Below are 17,188 nucleotides of genomic sequence, written 5' to 3' on the forward strand. Positions count from 1 at the left end.
CCGAGGACAACAGATGAACAGTAGCTGATAGGCCATGACCGGATCAACCGCCCGGATACCTCCGGCATCCTCCACCAGAGCCATTGACCCTATATGGAGTCGTTACCGATGAAATCAACAAGATCGTTCGGGTCTTTAGCGGGTGGCATTGGACCGGTCGCCTCCTGCGACAGCATTGAATCGACTAAACCCCGAATTTCCCAGGGAGACGATCCACCCAAAACCGATATAATGGCGCCAAAGCGCCCGGGTAGCACCGCGGGCAATAACAATATCCTTGAGGTATCGCATGAACAGAATCACCATTGTCGGGGCCGGTTTCGCGGCGCTCACTGCCGTTCAGAAACTGCGCGCCGCCGACCCGACAGTTAAGATCACCCTGGTCGCCCCCGCGCCCGAGTTCTCCTACCTGCCCGGTACCATCTGGATCCCGAGCGGACGGCGTCAGCCGGAAGACCTGAAGATCGACCTGAACAATTTTTTCCGCCGCATGCAGGTGCACTATCACCAGGGCTCGGCCACCGGCCTTGAAGACGGGGGACGCCGCCTGCTGACCGATCGGGGAGAGATCGAGAACGATGGCCTGATCATCTGTTCGGGTGGCCGCTTCATCAAGAAACTGCCAGGCATCGAATACGCCATCACCCCCTGCGAAGGCATCCCCGCCGCCATCCGAATCAGAGACCGGTTGCGCGAGATGACAAGCGGTTCCATCGCTGTCGGCTTTGCCGGCAACCCCAAAGAGCCCTCGGCCATGCGTGGCGGACCGATGTTTGAGTTCCTGTTCGGTATCGACCAACAATTACGCCAGGAGGGACGCCGCGACCGTTTCAAACTGGTGTTTTTCACGCCAGCCCCGGAACCCGGCAAGCGTCTCGGCCCCAAGGCGGTGCAGGGCTTGCTCAGGGAGATGAAGCGACGTGATATCGAGACCCATCTGGGACACAAGATGAAACAGTTCACCGATACGCAGGTGATCACCGAAGGCGGGGCCTTCGACGCCGACCTGATCCTGTTCATGCCGGGCATGACCGGTAACCAGTGGTTCGATAATACCGAACTGCCCCGATCGGAAGGCGGCTTGATCAAGGCGGATGCCCAGTGTCGGGTGGAGGGAATGGAGCGCGTCTACGTCGCCGGTGACTCCGGCAGCTATCCCGGTCCCGACTGGATGCCGAAGCAGGCCCATATGGCGGATCTGCAGGCAGAGGCCGCCGCGGCCAATCTGCTCACCGAGCTGAAGGGCGGACAACCCGACAAGACCTTCAAGGTGGAGCTGTTCTGCATCGTGGACAGCCAGACCCGTGGCAGCCTGGTAGCCAGGACGACCCACCACAACATCGCCCTGCCCCAACTGCGGCTCTTTCACTGGATGAAGCGACTGTTCGAATGGTGGTATCTGCGCCAGTACCGCTAGGCACCCGACCGACTATTTGCCCGGACGTACCAACCCGCCCAGTCCCATTTCGTCGAAGGACTTTTCCATCAGTTCGCGTACCTGGCTCGCATCGGTCATGCGTAGCGCCGCCTGCAGCAAGCTCTTGGCCCGGGAACGACTATAGCTGCGTATGACCCACTTGAGTTTGAGCAGGCTGCCGGCACTCATACTCAGGCTGTCGACCCCCATGCCGAGCAGGAGCACAGCAGCCAGGGGATTGCCCGCCAGCTCACCACAGACGCCCACCGGTCGGCGATAGATAGCAGCCCCTTCGACAATCTGCACCATGGCACGCAGCACGGCCGGGTGCATGTCATCAAAAATAGCCGCAACACGGGGATTATTTCTGTCCACCGCCAACAGATACTGGGTCAGATCATTGGTACCTACAGAGAGGAAGTCCACCCGCCGCGCTATCTCATCGATCTGATAAACCGCCGCCGGCACCTCAATCATGACCCCGACTGGTGGCATCACGACAGCATAGCCCTCTTCCACCAGTTCATCATGAGCTCGCCGGATCAACATGTGCAGTTCGTCGACCTCCGAGACTTTGCTGATCATCGGCAACATAATCTGCAGATTATTCAATCCGATATTAGCCCGCATCATGGCGCGGATCTGGGTCAGGAAGATTTCCGGATGGTCCAGCGAGATGCGCACACCGCGCCAACCCAGGAACGGGTTCGATTCGGAGAAGGGAAAATAGGGCAGCGGTTTGTCGCCGCCGATATCCAGCGTTCGCAACGTCACCGGGCGCGGTGCAAACGAACTCAACAACTGCTGGTAGCTCTCGACCTGAATCTCTTCGCCGGGAAAGCGATCGCGTACGATATAGAGCAGTTCGGTGCGGTGCAACCCGACACCCTCGGACTCTTCCAGTCCCACGGTCATGACATCCGATATCAATCCGGTATTGAGATGCAGGGGAATCACCACGCCATCGGTGGTCTCCGCCGTCAACCCCTTCATCACCTCCAGCTCTTTGGAGATCTCCGAATCTTCCTTGGCCAGGCGGGCATACTCATCACTGACCGATGGATCGGGGGAAACGTAGACCCGACCGCGGTACCCATCAATAATGATCGCCAAGCCTTCCAAGCGGCCGACCGGGAGATCCGTCACACCCATCACGGCGGGAACACCCATGGCGCGCGCCAGAATGGCCACGTGGGAAGAGCTGGAACCTTTGGCGGAGACGATACCGGCCAACCTATCCGCCGGTACCTCGGCCAGCTGCACGGCACTGATATCGTCTCCCACCAGGATAGTCTTGTCCGGGTAGTGCATCTGCCGCGGTTTATCCAATTGCAGGTGCATCAGGACACGTCGCCCGAGATCGCGAATATCGGAAGCGCGCTCCCGCAGGTAGACGTCATCCATATTGTCAAACACCCGGGCATGGGTTTCGATGGTATTGCGCAGTGCAGTTTGCGCCCATTGACCCTGCTCTATCCGTTCCACCGTCTGACTGACCAGCGTATCGCTGCCAAGCATCAGCAACAGGGCATCGAACAGCGCTTGTTCCTCCACCGGCAGCTCTGACGAGAGCCGCTCCTTCAGGCGCTTCAGCTCTTGCTGCGTCATGGCGACCGCTTCCTTGAAGGCAACAATCTCCGCCTGCGGATTATCGGTCGTACGATCCGGCACGGCGTCGAGATCCGCCATTTGATAGGCGACTACCGCGTCACCCGTCGCTACACCCGGCGCACTCGGCTGACCGCTGAGATAACGGTTCAACGGACTACGGGAAGGTTGCAGTTGGGTCAGCTCGCCGCTGGCCCGAGCATGGGTGATGGCACCGGCCAACTGGGCGGCCAGGGTAAACAGGAAGGTGACTTCGTCGTCGTCAAATTTGCGCGAATGAACCTGCCGCACCACCAATACACCCAGCACCTTGCGGTTCTGGATGATCGGAACACCGAGAAAACCTCGGTACTCGGTTTCACCGGTGGCATGAATAAACAGATAGCGGGGGTGTTCCGTAGCATCATCCAGGTTGACCGGTTCCGCCCGCTCACAGACCAGACCGACCAACCCCCGGTGCATCGGCAAACGCACCTTGCCAACCGCCTCCTTGCGTAAACCCTCGGTGGCCAGCAACACATGTTCGCGTCGATCGAAATCGGTCAGATAGACCGAACAGACATCGGTCTTAATCGCTTGCTTCACCCGCTGCACAATCAGCTCCAGCGCCTCTCCCAAATTGGGCGCGGCATTAACCTCATGTACGATCCGGTGAAGTATTTCAAGCATTGTCTTAATCAGTTCAGGCTATGGAAAGAGTGGGATATTCCGAAGTCCGCCTGCGGCGCAGTGCCGCTCAGCCGAACACATCCGCTATGGACAGGAACCGACCCTATAGCCGCCTGCGGTATCAGAACGGCTATTTGGAAAGGGTCGGGTTAATTACGCCTATTCTGGCGCAGGTAGTTGGCCTGGGTCCGTGCCGGTGCCCCATCGGGAAACAGCAATGGTGCCAGCTCCTCAAGTGCCTGCACATAGACCTTGCGCTTGAAATAGACGACCTCACGCAGAGGATGCCAATATTTTACCCAACGCCAGCTGTCGAATTCCGGTTTGGGCGCGTGATCCAGACAGAAATCTGTCTCATCACACAATACCCGTAGCAGATACCACAGCTGTTTCTGGCCAATGCACAGCGGTTTGCAGTGGTGGCGCAGAAACCGCTTAGGTAATCGGTATCTCAGCCAACTGGACGTTACACCGACAATCTCAACCTGGTGCTGTCGCAGTCCCACCTCTTCCTCAAGTTCGCGAAACATCGCCTGTTCGGGTGTCTCGCCTTCGTTGATACCACCCTGAGGGAACTGCCAGGCATCCTGCCCTACTCGTCTACCCCAAAATAGTTGCCGCTGATTGTTGCAAAGTATAATGCCGACGTTAGGTCTATACCCTTCTGAATCAATCAAAGGAAAACCTTTATAAGAATCAATAAACTGTCTTGATTGTTCCACAATCCACCGCACTCCGGCAACCATTAGCGATCCGCCGGCCTATTCGATCCAGCCTATTTGGCAAATCCCTGCGCCGTGAATTGTTATCGTGCAGGGATTGTGGGGTAAAATGCCCGACTCTCTCACTCAGGAGCCAAGACCTTGCCACTAGCCATATTTGATCTGGACAATACCTTACTCAACGGCGACTCCGACCACCTTTGGGGTGTTTTCCTGTCCGAGCAGGGTATCGTCGACGGCGACTGGTATGAGCGTGAAAACGACCGGTTCTACCAGGAATATAAAGAGGGTCGACTGGATATTTTTGAATTTCTGCGATTCTCCCTCAAGCCATTGAGTGAACACAGCCCGACACAGCTGAAACAGTGGCATCAGGCATTCATGCGGGAAAAGATCGAACCCATTCTGCTGCCGGCCGGCCGCGCCCTGGTGGAGCGCCACCGTACCGCGGGGGATACCCTGATGATCATCACGGCGACCAATGCCTTTGTGACCGCACCCATCGCCGCCGCCTTCGGTATAGAACACCTGCTGGCCACGGAACCGGAGATGATCGAGGGCCGCTATACCGGTGAAGTAGCCGGCACACCCTGTTTCCGGGAAGGGAAGGTGACACGCTTAAACCAGTGGCTGGCACAACATCAGCAAGACTTGACAGGTAGCACCTTCTACAGCGACTCCCACAACGACTTGCCGCTACTGAACCGGGTTGCGCACCCGGTCGCGGTCGATCCCGATGACACCCTGGCGCAGCATGCCCGCGAGCAGGGCTGGCCGATTATCACCCTACGCCAGTAGCCGCGTGTTATAGTTTAAGAAAATACAATACGGTTACTCAGGCGGTAGATATGGAGCGGAAACCTTTTCTTCTTATACTGGCCGTGCTGATTGGCGTCGTCATCTATGCCTACTATGCCCCGAAGGAGTCCCCCGAACGGGCCACCACCCTGACACCCAAGCAATACATCGAGTTGGTGGAACAGAAAAAGCAGGAACGCAAGGCGCAGGCAGAAAAGGAAGCGAAGCCGTCCGAGGCGGAGACCCCGCAGAAATAGCCCACCCGCCCGATCTACCGGGGAAGACGGACCGCCCCATCGCGACAGATACGCCTCACCAAACCGGACACCCCGCGCCCTATTTCAGCGATGCGACCTACAGCCTGCGACAGACGGAACGTTCGTCGGGGTGCTCCACAGCATCCACGATGGAGTTAATGAACTGCCCCAGTTCATCCGTACTGAGTACGTCGAGAATCCGGTTCAGCAGGGCCGGATCCACCAGCGCCTGCACCGAGCGACCGTCGCTTAGATTGACGCTGACGCCGGCGGCATGTACGTGGTCGGCGGCATCGGCCTGTTCCACAAACAACGCCTCGTTCATATCCAGCATCTCGTCGTAATAGGCTTCGATAGCATCCATCAGGCTATCGTCGGTGTCGTCCGGCAGCCGCACCATAAAGCCCTGGTCTTCCTGGGCAGATTGAGGCTGCAGCCCCTTCTGTTGCAGAAACGCAATGAATTGCTGCCAAGGACGTTCGTCAAAAAAGATATATTCCAGCATAGAGGATACAACCTGATTCCTAGCCAATACTCCTGAGCGGAAACATTTTCACATTCGTGAGCGGAATGCAAGAATCAGCTGATTGCGCAAGGTTTTGATCAGATTCAACTGTTTGGCCGTCAACACAATACCCTCCGGTTTTGCATGATCAGCATAGATCAAGCCCAGCGGACGCTGCTTAATGACCAACGGAAAGATAAGAAACGAGCCGGCGCTGGATATCTTTTTATACCAGGCCGGCAAGTCATCCTTAATCTTCGGGTCACTGGTATTGGATATCGCCAGATCGACACCGTTTTTCAGCGCGGCATGAAAGACATCCGCGTTGTATTGGCGGGAAAAATGGAAGCCGGGCAGGAAGGTATCAATATCGCTACCAAACCCCAGCTTGGCCTTCATCTCATGATTGCCACGGTCCTGTAGGCAAAGCACCACCCGACTGAAAGCCAGCGCCCGATAGATCGTCTCCAACACCACGTTGAACACCTGGATGATATTGGTATTGTCATCCAGCAACATATCAGTCACTTCCTGCAACCCTTCAGTCAATACAATTTCAGCATTGATGGCCGGGTCCTCCGGCGTAATCTCACCGACCGATGCCTCTTGCGGAGGCTCCCGCATGGGCTCCAGCGCCAGCGTGGTGGTGATATCCTCTTCGTGCGTCTTGCCCTTCTTGGTAACATGCGAGGTGTCAGGATTGGACGGACGGGAAAGACGGCGCATAAACGGATCGTTGGCGGACTTGGCCGTCAGGCTCCCACTCAGCTCGACAAACTCTTGCCTCGCCTCTTCGAGCATATTTTCAAAGCGACGTTCACTGATTGCCAGTCCGCGGCGAAAACGCTTGAGTAGCTGTTTGATCTGTTGCTCGCTGCCCTCTTCCGATTCACCAATGATCCGCGTCGCTTCATTGGAGAAATTGGCGATCAGTCGAAGCTTTACATCGGTATCCTTCAGATCCCCCGGTGCGGCCGGATCAACTTTCACCATCCCGCGGGTAATGGTGGCGGGGAAATTCCATTGCTCGGCAATCGCCACGCCCATCTCCTGGAAGGTCATACCCAGGACCCGACGCTCGGCTTTTTCCTGAGGCACCGATTCCGCCTTCACCAGGCGCTGTATCTCTTCACTTTCGTCATTGAGATAATAGGTGACCAGTATCTTGCCCAGGGTGTGCAACATACCGCACAGGAAACCCTCTTCCACATGTTCCAGATCCGCGTCTTCGGCCGCCTGCCGCGCCAGGGTGGCGCTGAAGATGGCCGCCGCAATCTCATTTTTCAGCTTCACCGCCTGAGTCTTGTTATGCAGGTGTTCGAAAAATATCAGTGAAGCGGCGATGGAGCGGATAGTCTGAATACCAAGCACCACGATAGCTCGTGAAATGGTGCCAATGCGGCCGGCAAAACGGCTGTAGTAAGCGGAATTAACCACCTTGAGAATCTTGCTGGCCAGGGCAAAGTCACGGATGATGATACTGGCCAGATGATCCATCCCCTTGTCGTCTGAGGCAGTCAGTCGATTCAGGGTGCGGATAGATTCGGAGAGCACCGGGAAATCGCTCTTGTGCTGCATCCGTCTAAGCAGAAAATCGACCGTGCCTTTACTGGCCTGCCCAGTCAGTTCGTCGACACTTTTCCGGTACTCGACGATCGCCGAGAGCATCTCCCCGGCATCGGCAAATCGCGAACTAGGCTCCTTCTCCAGTGCCTTCTGTACAATGGCATCGAGCTGCTCACTCACCTCCGGATTGAAGCTGGAGGGGTTTTCCACCGCCTTATCCCGAATACTCTTTAGCAGTGTCGCTTGATCCCGTGAATCAAATGCCAGTTTACCGGTCAGCAACTCAAACAGGATTGCGCCCAGGGCAAACACATCCGCCTGCGGGCTGACTCTTCCCTGACCGATATATTCGGGCGCCATGTAACGCGGCGTGCCGGTCAACTCGACATCCGGCTTGATCCCGCCATCAAGCAAACGGGCAATACCAAAATCCATCACTTTTGGCGTGCCATCACTGTTGAGAATGATATTGGCCGGTTTGAGATCTCGATGCACGATACCCTTTCGATGCACCTGATCGATCCCCGATAAAATCCCGGTGATGATATCCAGCGCTTCGTGCAAATTCAGTGTACCGCGCCGTAGACGATCCGAGAGCAATTCTCCCTCGACAAACTCAAACACCAGATAGGGGCGTTTACGTTCATTGCCCACATCGAAAATTGAGACAATATTGGGATGTTGAATCTGGCTGATGGTGCGCGCCTCGCTCAGCAGACCATCCACCTGTGACGAGGCACCCGGCATCACCCGGTCAAATAATTTTATCGCTACAGGTCGACGTAACTCGGAATCGACACATCGATAGACCGAGCCCTGGCTCCCGGCGCCCAACTTCTCCTTGACTTCAAACCGACCTATCTGTGGCATAGACTGAACTTACACTCCTCGACACTGTGTACTATGAGTTAACGGCAAGCGAAATGATTTCTTCTGATTTTAGTCATCTTATCTCGAATAAACACACTATAAGCTATAGTGACCCGAGCTAAAGAGATTGCCGTCCTTTCATATCAGTGAAATCCATGGACCCCATAATGGCACAGGACAATGCACAACAGAAAAACCCGCTTATGAACACCCGCTGGGAATCTGATCCAGCCCACCTGTTGCAGATATTGAATGATCTGCAGCAGGCATTGCGTTATATCCCGGATGATGCCATAGATCATCTGGCGGAATCACTTAAACTGAGCAAGGCATTTATCCTGGGCGTCATCGATTTCTACAGTTTTCTACACCGCACCCCGCGTGGTGAATTCGACGTCCTGTTCAGTGACAATATCACAGATCAGATGCAGGGTAGCCGGCTCTTGGCGGAACTTCTCTCCAGGCGACTGCAGGTGGAAATAGGCAGCACACGTCCGGACCAGCGGGTCAGCCTGGGTTTCACCTCCTGCATCGGCATGGGCGATCAGGGACCGGCCGCGCTGATCAATGGCCGAACCGTTACCCGCTTAAGCGCCGAGCGCATCGAACAGTTGGCCGAGCTGATCGAACAGGCAGTACCACTCGATCAATGGCCGACAGCACTGTTTCAGGTCGGTACAGAAGTAAAGCGACGCGATATCGTGCTCGACACGCCCTATACGGCGGGTGCCGCCCTTCAATCCTTCCTGCAAACGGATCGCGACACTATTCTGGACCGATTGGAACAGGCCGGTCTGCGCGGCTGTGGCGGTGCCGGCTTCAGCACGGCGAAAAAATGGCGCTTCTGCGCCGCCGCCAAGGCCGCGGAACACTATGTTGTTTGCAATGCCGACGAGGGGGAACCGGGCACTTTCAAAGACCGCTATCTGCTACAAACCCACGCCGACCGGGTGTTTGAGGGCATGACGCTGTGTGCCGCGGTAATAGGCGCACGCCGCGGTTTCCTCTATCTTCGTGCCGAATACCGCTATCTGCTGGAACCGCTGCAACAGATCCTGCAACAGCGGCGCCACAACCATCTGCTGGGTGACCATATTCTTGACCAGGCCGGCTTCGACTTCGATATAACCATTCACCTGGGAGCCGGCGCCTACATCTGCGGCGAAGAGTCGGCACTGATCGAATCCCTGGAGGGCAAGCGGGGTATCCCGCGCAACCGCCCCCCCTTCCCGGTCACGGAGGGCTACCGGGGCATGCCCACCGTGGTGAACAATGTAGAGACCCTGGCCAATGCCGCGATGATTGCCCAGCAGGGGGCAAAGTGGTTTCACTCCGTCGGCACAGAACAATCACCGGGGACGAAACTGCTCAGCATTTCCGGCGACTGTGCACAGCCCGGCATTTACGAATTCCCCTTCGGCACATCCATCAGCGACATACTCACCGCCTGCCAGGCACAAAATACCCAGGCGGTACAGATTGGCGGGGCCGCCGGGCGACTGATTCCGCCAACTGAGTTCAACCGTACCCTTGGCTTCGAAGACCTCTCCACCGGCGGTTCATTCATGATCTTCAATCAGAGTCGTGAACTGCTCAATGCCATCGATAACTTCAGTCGATTTTTCAGCCATGAGAGCTGCGGTTTCTGCACCCCCTGTCGGGTCGGCACCTCCTTGATGGTCAAGCAGTTGAGTAAAGTGATGGTGGGCCACGCTACGCGTAAAGACTTGGATGAATTGGGTATTCTCGGCAATCTGATGCAACAGGCGAGTCATTGCGGACTGGGTCAAACCGCCGCCAATCCGGTGCTGGATGGTTTGGAGAAATTTCCCGGCATTTTCCAGTCGCGCCTGCGCTCCACCAGCTTTGAGCCGGCCTTCGATCTGGATGCGTCACTAGAGGAAGCGCGCACCCTCACCGGCCGCAACGACCCAGGCGCCCATCTGGAGGGAGGCGGCGTATGAGCGGCAAATTCACCATCGACGGGGTAACGGTTCCCTTTGAAACGGGCCAGAGCATCATGGATGCCGCACTGGCGGCAAAGATCTATATTCCCCACCTCTGCCATAACCCGGAGTTTCACCCGCACGGCAGTTGCCGTCTCTGTTGCGTCAATGCTGACGGGCGTACGGTCGCGGCCTGCACGACACCGGCAGCAGAAGGCATACAGGTGGAAAACGAGACCCATGAGATCACTACCCAACGCCGCCTGCTGCTGAAACTGTTGTTTGTCGAGGGTAACCATGTCTGTCCCGCCTGCGAGAAAAGCGGGGCTTGCCAGTTGCAGGCGGTGGCTTATCACTGCGGCATGCTGGCACCTGAATTCGTCCACTTCTATCCCAAGCGCGCGGTAGACGCCTCCCATCCGGAGACCATCATCGACTTCAATCGCTGTATCCTGTGCGAACTCTGTGTCCGGGCCAGCCGGGAGTTTGATCACAAGTCGGTTTTCAATATAGGCGGCCGCGGCATTCAGGCCCATCTGATGATCAACTCACCCAGCGGTAAATTGGGAGACTCCGCTTTCAGCGCCCGTGACAAGGCGGCCCGGGTCTGCCCGGTGGGGGCCATCCTGCCCAAACACCGGGGCTATAACATTCCCATCGGCAAGCGGCTTTATGATCAGGAATCGATCAGCCAGGTCGGTGACGTGGCCAGTCACCTGGAGCACGACGATGACCGATAAAGTGAGGATTGCCACCGCTTCTCTCGCCGGCTGCTTTGGCTGCCACATGTCGCTGCTGGATATCGATGAGCGGCTGATTGACCTGGTTGCACAGGTGGAGTTGGATCGCACCCCCCTGACCGATATCAAGCATATCGGGCAATGTGATGTGGGCCTGATTGAAGGCGGTGTCTGTAACGCGGAAAATGTCGAGGTGCTGAAGGCGTTCCGCCAACACTGCAATATCCTGGTAGCAGTCGGTGCCTGCGCCATCAACGGCGGGATACCGGCGATGCGCAATCAGTACACCCTGGCGGAGTGTCTGGAGGAAGCGTATCTCGCCGGTAGCGGTATCGATGACCCGCAGATCCCCAACGACCCGGAATTGCCGCTGCTACTGAACCAGGTGCACCCGATCCACGACGTTGTCTGGATCGATTACTTCCTGCCCGGCTGCCCGCCCTCGGCAGATACCCTCTTTACCTTCCTGGATGAGCTGCTTTGCGGTAAGCCGATCCAGTTCGCCTATCGGCAGATACACTATGACTGACAACAGCCCCATCGATATCCGCCGCCTGGAGACGGCGGAACACCCGGAAACCCTGCGACGGATCGCCATTGAGCCCCTGACCCGGGTAGAGGGACACGGCAAGGTGACCCTGCTGCTGGACGACGATAACCGGATCCGCCAGGCACGCCTGCATATCGTCGAGTTCCGGGGTTTCGAAAAATTCATCCAGGGCCGACCCTATTGGGAACTGCCGGTCCTGGTGCAGCGACTGTGCGGCATCTGTCCGGTGAGCCACCACCTGGCGGCCGGCAAGGCGATCGATCAGTTGGCCGGCGTGGACCGTTTGACACCCACCGCCGAAAAAGTACGGCGTCTGATGCATTACGGACAGATCCTGCAGTCCCACGCCCTGCACTTCTTCCACCTCTCTTCACCGGATCTCCTGTTCGGCTTCGACAGTGATTTGTACCAGCGCAATGTGGTCGGACTGATCAGCCGCTATCCGGATCTGGCCAAGCAGGGGGTACTGCTGCGCAAATTTGGCCAGGAGGTGATTCGCGTCACCGCCGGCAAACGCATACACGGTACCTGCGCCATTCCAGGCGGGGTCAATAAGTCACTCGACAGCGACGAGCGCGACTATCTGCAGCAGGATATCCGCCAAATGATCGACTGGGGGCAAGGCGCCCTGGAGCTGGCCCGGCGACTGTTTCTCGAGGCACGCGAGCAGCATCGGCAATTCGCCCGAATCAACACCCCCATGCTGAGCCTGTGCCGCGATGACGGCGCCCTGGAACTTTACCACGGAGGTCTGCGCGCCCTGTCCAGCGACGGCCAAGCGCTGTTGGATCATATCGACTATCGGGAATATCACCGGCATATACGGGAACAGGTCAAATCCTGGAGCTACATGAAGTTTCCCTATCTGCAGTCGCAAGGACCGGAAACCGGCGCCTACCGGGTCGGCCCACTGGCCCGGATCAACACCTGCGATTTTATCGATACACCGCTGGCGGAGCAGGCCCGGGTCGAATTCCGCGCCCTGGAACCAGATGGGCTGGTGCAATCCACACTGGCCTACCACTGGGCGCGTATGATCGAACTGCTGCACTGTGCGGAAAAGATTGAGCAACTGCTGGCGGACCCGGACCTGTTGGGCCAAGAACTAAAGCAGTCTGGTGATATGCGTCCCCGTGGCATCGGCGTCATCGAAGCGCCGCGCGGCACCCTGATCCATGACTATGAAATCAACCCGGACGGGCTGGTCACCCGCGCCAACCTGATCGTCTCCACCACCCACAACAACCGGGCTATGAATGAGTCGGTAAGAACGGTGGCGGCAGATCTGTTCAACGGCCGGGAGATCACCGAGGGCATGCTGAACCAGATTGAGGTGGCCGTGCGCGCTTACGACCCCTGTCTCTCCTGCGCCACCCATGCCTTGGGCAAGATGCCGCTGGTGATCGAGCTGCAGACAGCGCAGGGGCATATCGTCGACCGTTTGATCAAGAACACACAGGGCGAACTCAGCCGGTGAAGCGGGCAGTCGTTGCGGTGATCGGCTACGGCAATCCCTCCCGGGGCGACGATGCCATTGGGCCCTGCCTACTGGATCTATTAACCGAATACAGGGAAGACCTGCAACAGCACTACGAAGCCATTACCGACTTCCAATTGCAGATCGAGCATGTTACCGATCTGCAGCAGCGGGAGCTATTGCTGTTTGTCGATGCCTCGGTATCGGCGCCGGCACCATTCGGATTCTCCCGCCTGACACCACAGCGGGATCACAGCTACAGCAGCCACAGCTTGAGCCCGGCCACCCTGCTATCGGTGTACACCGAGGTTTACAAAGTGACGCCACCCCCGGCCTACCTGCTGGCCATCCCCGGCTACCGTTTTGAGTTAGGCACGCCCCTGAGTCATCAGGCGGCCGGACATCTGGAGCAGGCGGTTGATTTTGTCCGCGCTTTGCTGGACCGTCCAGACGTAGCGTTCTGGGACGCGAAGGTGGATTGGGTGGCCAACCCGTAGATGGGAGTAGGGCACAGAAGACGTGCCCTCTCTTATGTTAACCGACCGCAGGGGCAGGCCTCTGTGCCTGCCCTTTTCCAACGAAATACCAATATCCGGGCAACCACGGGGGGTTGCCCCTACGATTCATCAGGGTTGGCGTACGCCTGCAAATCCCAGCCCTGATGCCGGCAACCAATCACCCCTTGCTGAAACGCAAGCCCTGTTCCGATACATCCACGTGGATGGTATCCCCGGGACCGAAACGTCCCCCCAGGATCTCCTGTGCCAGGGGGTTTTCCAACTGCTGGCGAATCGCCCGCTGCAATGGCCGGGCACCATACACCGGATCGAAACCGGCCTCGCCCAATCGATCCAGGGCGGCGTCGCTGAGTTGCAGTCCCATATCGTGATCCGCCAGGCGTTTCTCCAGGTAACGGACTTGGATCACCGTGATCGCGCGGATCTGTTCGCGGCCCAACGGATGGAAGACCACGATGTCATCCACCCGGTTGATGAACTCGGGCCGGAAATGCTGACCGACCACCTCCATCACCGCCCGTTTCATATCTTCATAACGCTCCTCTCCCGCCATGGTCTGGATCAGGTCCGAGCCGAGGTTGGAGGTCATAATAATCACGGTATTGCGGAAATCCACCGTACGTCCCTGACCGTCGGTGAGGCGCCCGTCATCCAGCACTTGTAGCAACACGTTGAACACATCCGGATGGGCTTTCTCCACTTCATCCAACAGGATCACCGAATAGGGCCTACGGCGCACCGCCTCGGTCAGGTAACCGCCCTCTTCGTAACCCACGTAGCCGGGAGGTGCGCCGATCAGTCGGGCCACCGAGTGTTTCTCCATGAATTCCGACATATCGATCCGCACCATGGCATCTTCGGTGTCGAACAGGAAATCGGCCAGCGTCTTGGAGAGTTCGGTCTTGCCCACGCCGGTCGGACCCAGGAACAGGAACGAACCGTTCGGCTGACGCGGGTCGGAGAGACCGGCACGCGAACGGCGAATGGCGTTGGAAACCGCGGCGATGCCCTCGGCCTGGCCGATCACCCGCTTGCCCAACTCCTCTTCCAACCGCAACAGCTTTTCCCGTTCCCCTTCCAGCATCTTGCTGACCGGGATCCCGGTCCATTTAGAGATCACATCGGCGATCTCTTCCTCAGTCACCTTGTTGCGCAGCAGTTTCATCTCCTGCATTTCAGCCTGGGACGCCATATCCAACTGCTTCTCCAGTTCCGGGATACGCCCATACTGCAACTCCGACATACGCCCCAGGTCACCGGCACGCCGTGCCGTCTCCATATCCAGACGAGCTCGCTCCAACTCCTCCTTAATGTGGGCGGTACCTTGCAGCGCAGCCTTCTCGGATTTCCAGATCTCATCCAGATCGGAAAATTCACGATCGGACTTTTCGATCTCCGATTCCAACTGCGCCAACCGTTTCTTGGAAGCCTCGTCCGACTCCTTTTTCAACGCCTCACGCTCGATCTTGAGCTGGATCAGGCGCCGCTCCAGACGGTCCATCTCCTCCGGCAGGGAATCGATCTCCATGCGGATCTGTGAAGCCGCCTCATCGATCAGGTCAATAGCCTTGTCCGGCAGTTGGCGGTCGGTGATATAGCGGGTGGAGAGGGTGGCGGCGGCGACAATGGCCGGATCGGTGATATCCACCCCGTGGTGCAATTCATAACGCTCTTTCAGACCACGCAGGATGGCGATGGTATCCTCGACGGTCGGCTCATCCACCAGCACCTTCTGGAAACGTCGCTCCAGCGCCGCATCCTTCTCCAGGTACTGCCGGTACTCATCCAGCGTGGTAGCACCGACACAGTGCAGCTCGCCCCGCGCCAGGGCTGGCTTCAACATGTTGCCGGCATCCATCGCGCCCTCCGCCTTACCGGCACCCACCATGGTGTGCAGCTCATCGATAAACAGGATAATTTGACCTTCCTGCTTGGAGAGATCATTCAGTACGGCTTTCAGGCGCTCCTCGAATTCACCGCGAAACTTGGCGCCGGCGATCAGCGCACCCATATCCAGCGACAGCAACCGCTTATTTTTCAGCCCCTCCGGCACTTCACCGTTGACGATACGCTGGGCCAACCCTTCCACGATGGCGGTCTTACCCACGCCGGGTTCACCGATCAGCACCGGATTGTTTTTGGTACGCCGTTGCAGTACCTGAATGGTGCGGCGAATCTCGCTGTCCCGGCCAATCACCGGGTCCAACTTGCCCTGTTCCGCCCGCTCAGTCAGATCAATGGTGTATTTCTCCAGCGCCTGACGTTGATCTTCCGCATTGGGATCATTCACTTGCTGACCGCCGCGCAGACTCTCAATCACTTTTTCAATCGGCTCCTTGGCGGCTCCCGCTTTGCGCAGCAGATCGCCCAACTCGCCCTTGTCATCCAGCGCGGCCAGTACAAACAGTTCGCTGGAGATGTACTGGTCCTTGCGCTTCTGCGCCAGCTTGTCGCACTGATTGAGAATGCGCCCCAGGTCATTGGAGATATGCATATCCCCGGCCGCCCCCTCGATACTGGGCAACCGGTCCAGGATGTCACCCAGCCCCGAACGCACCTGGTTGACGTTGACATCCGCCTGGGTCAGGAGGTGGCGTACCGTCCCCCCCTCCTGATCGAGCAGGGCGGCCATCATGTGCACCGGCTCAATGAACTGGTGATCGCGGCCCACCGCCATACTCTGGGCATCTGCCAGGGCCATCTGAAACTTGCTTGTCAGTCTGTCCATTCGCATGGAAATTACTCCGGTATTTTTTAAGGTTACTTAGCAGATGGGGTGACCGATATGGAAATTCAACAGAAAATTCAGATTGCTACAGCCGCCTCCCGGTCATCGCCACCATCCAGGATACCTTGCACCAAACCGTACAGCTGATCCTTGCCCCACTCTTCTGGGTAGATCGGGGAGTGAGCCCGGATCCGCGCCCGACTGCGCAACAACACGCCGCTGATCACCCCCCCTGCGCCACGTATACCGCTGATTCGGTGGGGCAACACAGGTGCGCCGGTAATCTGGGAGAGGCGAATGGCACCGGCCTTTATACGCCGCGGTGGATCACTGTCCAGGTGGATCTTTCCATGGGGAAACAGCGCCACGACCTCCCCCTTTCGGAGACAACGTAGCGCTTCACGTAGCGCTTGTTCCGGTCGCTTTTGCCGATCCACCGGGATGCAGCCGATCGCCCTGAACAGCCAATTCAGTCCGAAACGTTCATACTCTTCACGGGCGATGATAAAGCGCAGTGGTCGCCGGGATGAGGCGAGTAATAACAGGGGATCGAGTCCCGATACGTGATTGGCCACGACAATCGCGGGACCGCTTCTCGGCAACCGAATCCCCAGGAGATTGAGACGGTGATAGCGGTAACAAAACAATCGGTTTAGACCATCCAGCAGATTCATCCATCCGCGACCCCAGTCGACCCGGTTGGCCCGGCAACAGGCCCGGTATAATCGATAGAGCTGCCACAACAGCAGGATGATCAGCAAAGATGGGACGACAACAGCCGTGGACGACACGCTTACCCTCCCACAATTGATGGGAA

The 17,188-nt window shown here is 57.6% G+C and carries 14 protein-coding genes; 8 read left to right on the top strand and 6 right to left on the bottom strand.

Features of this window, described 5'->3' with window-relative positions; translation table 11 throughout:
* The first annotated feature begins 289 nt into the window (after positions 1-289).
* The gene (locus ACQY5R_RS14965) at positions 290-1,417 is read left to right on the top strand and encodes an NAD(P)/FAD-dependent oxidoreductase (protein ID WP_428609807.1); all 1,128 of its coding nucleotides are present in this window, start codon (positions 290-292) and stop codon (positions 1,415-1,417) included.
* A 12-nt stretch (positions 1,418-1,429) separates the two neighbouring features.
* On the opposite strand, the gene ptsP is transcribed toward ACQY5R_RS14965, so the two are convergent.
* Complete coding sequence (ptsP, locus tag ACQY5R_RS14970; protein ID WP_428609809.1) at positions 1,430-3,694, bottom strand: phosphoenolpyruvate--protein phosphotransferase; 2,265 nt, start codon at positions 3,692-3,694, stop codon at positions 1,430-1,432.
* Positions 3,695-3,843: 149 nt separating this feature from the next.
* A complete protein-coding gene (locus ACQY5R_RS14975; RefSeq protein ID WP_428609811.1) occupies positions 3,844-4,371 on the bottom strand; it encodes an RNA pyrophosphohydrolase in 528 nt (175 codons plus the stop codon).
* Positions 4,372-4,557: 186 nt separating this feature from the next.
* On the opposite strand from ACQY5R_RS14975, the gene ACQY5R_RS14980 reads away from it, so the two are divergent.
* Both ACQY5R_RS14980 and ACQY5R_RS14985 read left to right on the top strand, forming a co-directional pair.
* Positions 4,558-5,214, top strand: a complete 657-nt coding sequence (locus tag ACQY5R_RS14980) for an HAD family hydrolase (protein WP_428609813.1) — start codon at positions 4,558-4,560, stop codon at positions 5,212-5,214.
* Between the two features lie 50 nt (positions 5,215-5,264).
* Positions 5,265-5,471, top strand: coding sequence for an aldehyde dehydrogenase (locus tag ACQY5R_RS14985; protein WP_428609815.1), 207 nt, complete (start codon positions 5,265-5,267; stop codon positions 5,469-5,471).
* A 97-nt stretch (positions 5,472-5,568) separates the two neighbouring features.
* Here the strand turns inward: ACQY5R_RS14985 and ACQY5R_RS14990 are convergent, their stop codons facing one another.
* Positions 5,569-5,976 carry a hypothetical protein gene (locus ACQY5R_RS14990; protein WP_428609817.1) on the bottom strand — a complete coding sequence of 136 codons (408 nt, stop codon included), beginning with the start codon at positions 5,974-5,976 and terminating at the stop codon, positions 5,569-5,571.
* A 48-nt stretch (positions 5,977-6,024) separates the two neighbouring features.
* Entirely contained in the window at positions 6,025-8,412 is a 2,388-nt protein-coding gene (locus ACQY5R_RS14995) for a protein kinase domain-containing protein (protein ID WP_428609819.1), read from the bottom strand.
* A gap of 167 nt (positions 8,413-8,579) precedes the next feature.
* Here ACQY5R_RS14995 and ACQY5R_RS15000 point away from each other — a divergent pair, with 167 nt between their 5' ends.
* The 5 genes from ACQY5R_RS15000 to ACQY5R_RS15020 are packed head-to-tail and all read left to right on the top strand — an operon-like array spanning position 8,580 to position 13,622.
* Positions 8,580-10,376 carry an NAD(P)H-dependent oxidoreductase subunit E gene (locus ACQY5R_RS15000; protein ID WP_428609821.1) on the top strand — a complete coding sequence of 599 codons (1,797 nt, stop codon included), beginning with the start codon at positions 8,580-8,582 and terminating at the stop codon, positions 10,374-10,376.
* A complete protein-coding gene (locus ACQY5R_RS15005; RefSeq protein WP_428609822.1) occupies positions 10,373-11,098 on the top strand; it encodes a 2Fe-2S iron-sulfur cluster-binding protein in 726 nt (241 codons plus the stop codon). Before ACQY5R_RS15000 ends, ACQY5R_RS15005 begins: the two co-directional genes overlap by 4 nt.
* Entirely contained in the window at positions 11,088-11,627 is a 540-nt protein-coding gene (locus tag ACQY5R_RS15010) for an NADP oxidoreductase (protein ID WP_428609823.1), read from the top strand. Before ACQY5R_RS15005 ends, ACQY5R_RS15010 begins: the two co-directional genes overlap by 11 nt.
* Positions 11,620-13,125: a Ni/Fe hydrogenase subunit alpha gene (locus ACQY5R_RS15015; RefSeq protein ID WP_428609825.1), complete on the top strand. Its 1,506-nt coding sequence runs from the start codon at positions 11,620-11,622 to the stop codon at positions 13,123-13,125. Before ACQY5R_RS15010 ends, ACQY5R_RS15015 begins: the two co-directional genes overlap by 8 nt.
* The gene (locus ACQY5R_RS15020) at positions 13,122-13,622 is read left to right on the top strand and encodes a hydrogenase maturation protease (protein WP_428609827.1); all 501 of its coding nucleotides are present in this window, start codon (positions 13,122-13,124) and stop codon (positions 13,620-13,622) included. Before ACQY5R_RS15015 ends, ACQY5R_RS15020 begins: the two co-directional genes overlap by 4 nt.
* A gap of 178 nt (positions 13,623-13,800) precedes the next feature.
* Here the strand turns inward: ACQY5R_RS15020 and clpB are convergent, their stop codons facing one another.
* Positions 13,801-16,377 carry an ATP-dependent chaperone ClpB gene (clpB, locus tag ACQY5R_RS15025; RefSeq protein ID WP_428609828.1) on the bottom strand — a complete coding sequence of 859 codons (2,577 nt, stop codon included), beginning with the start codon at positions 16,375-16,377 and terminating at the stop codon, positions 13,801-13,803.
* 71 nt (positions 16,378-16,448) lie between these two features.
* The gene (locus ACQY5R_RS15030; protein ID WP_428609830.1) at positions 16,449-17,162 is read right to left on the bottom strand and encodes a lysophospholipid acyltransferase family protein; all 714 of its coding nucleotides are present in this window, start codon (positions 17,160-17,162) and stop codon (positions 16,449-16,451) included.
* Positions 17,163-17,188 lie beyond the last annotated feature (26 nt).

The organism is Sedimenticola sp. (assembly GCF_050289425.1).
Taxonomy (GTDB): domain Bacteria; phylum Pseudomonadota; class Gammaproteobacteria; order Chromatiales; family Chromatiaceae; genus Sedimenticola.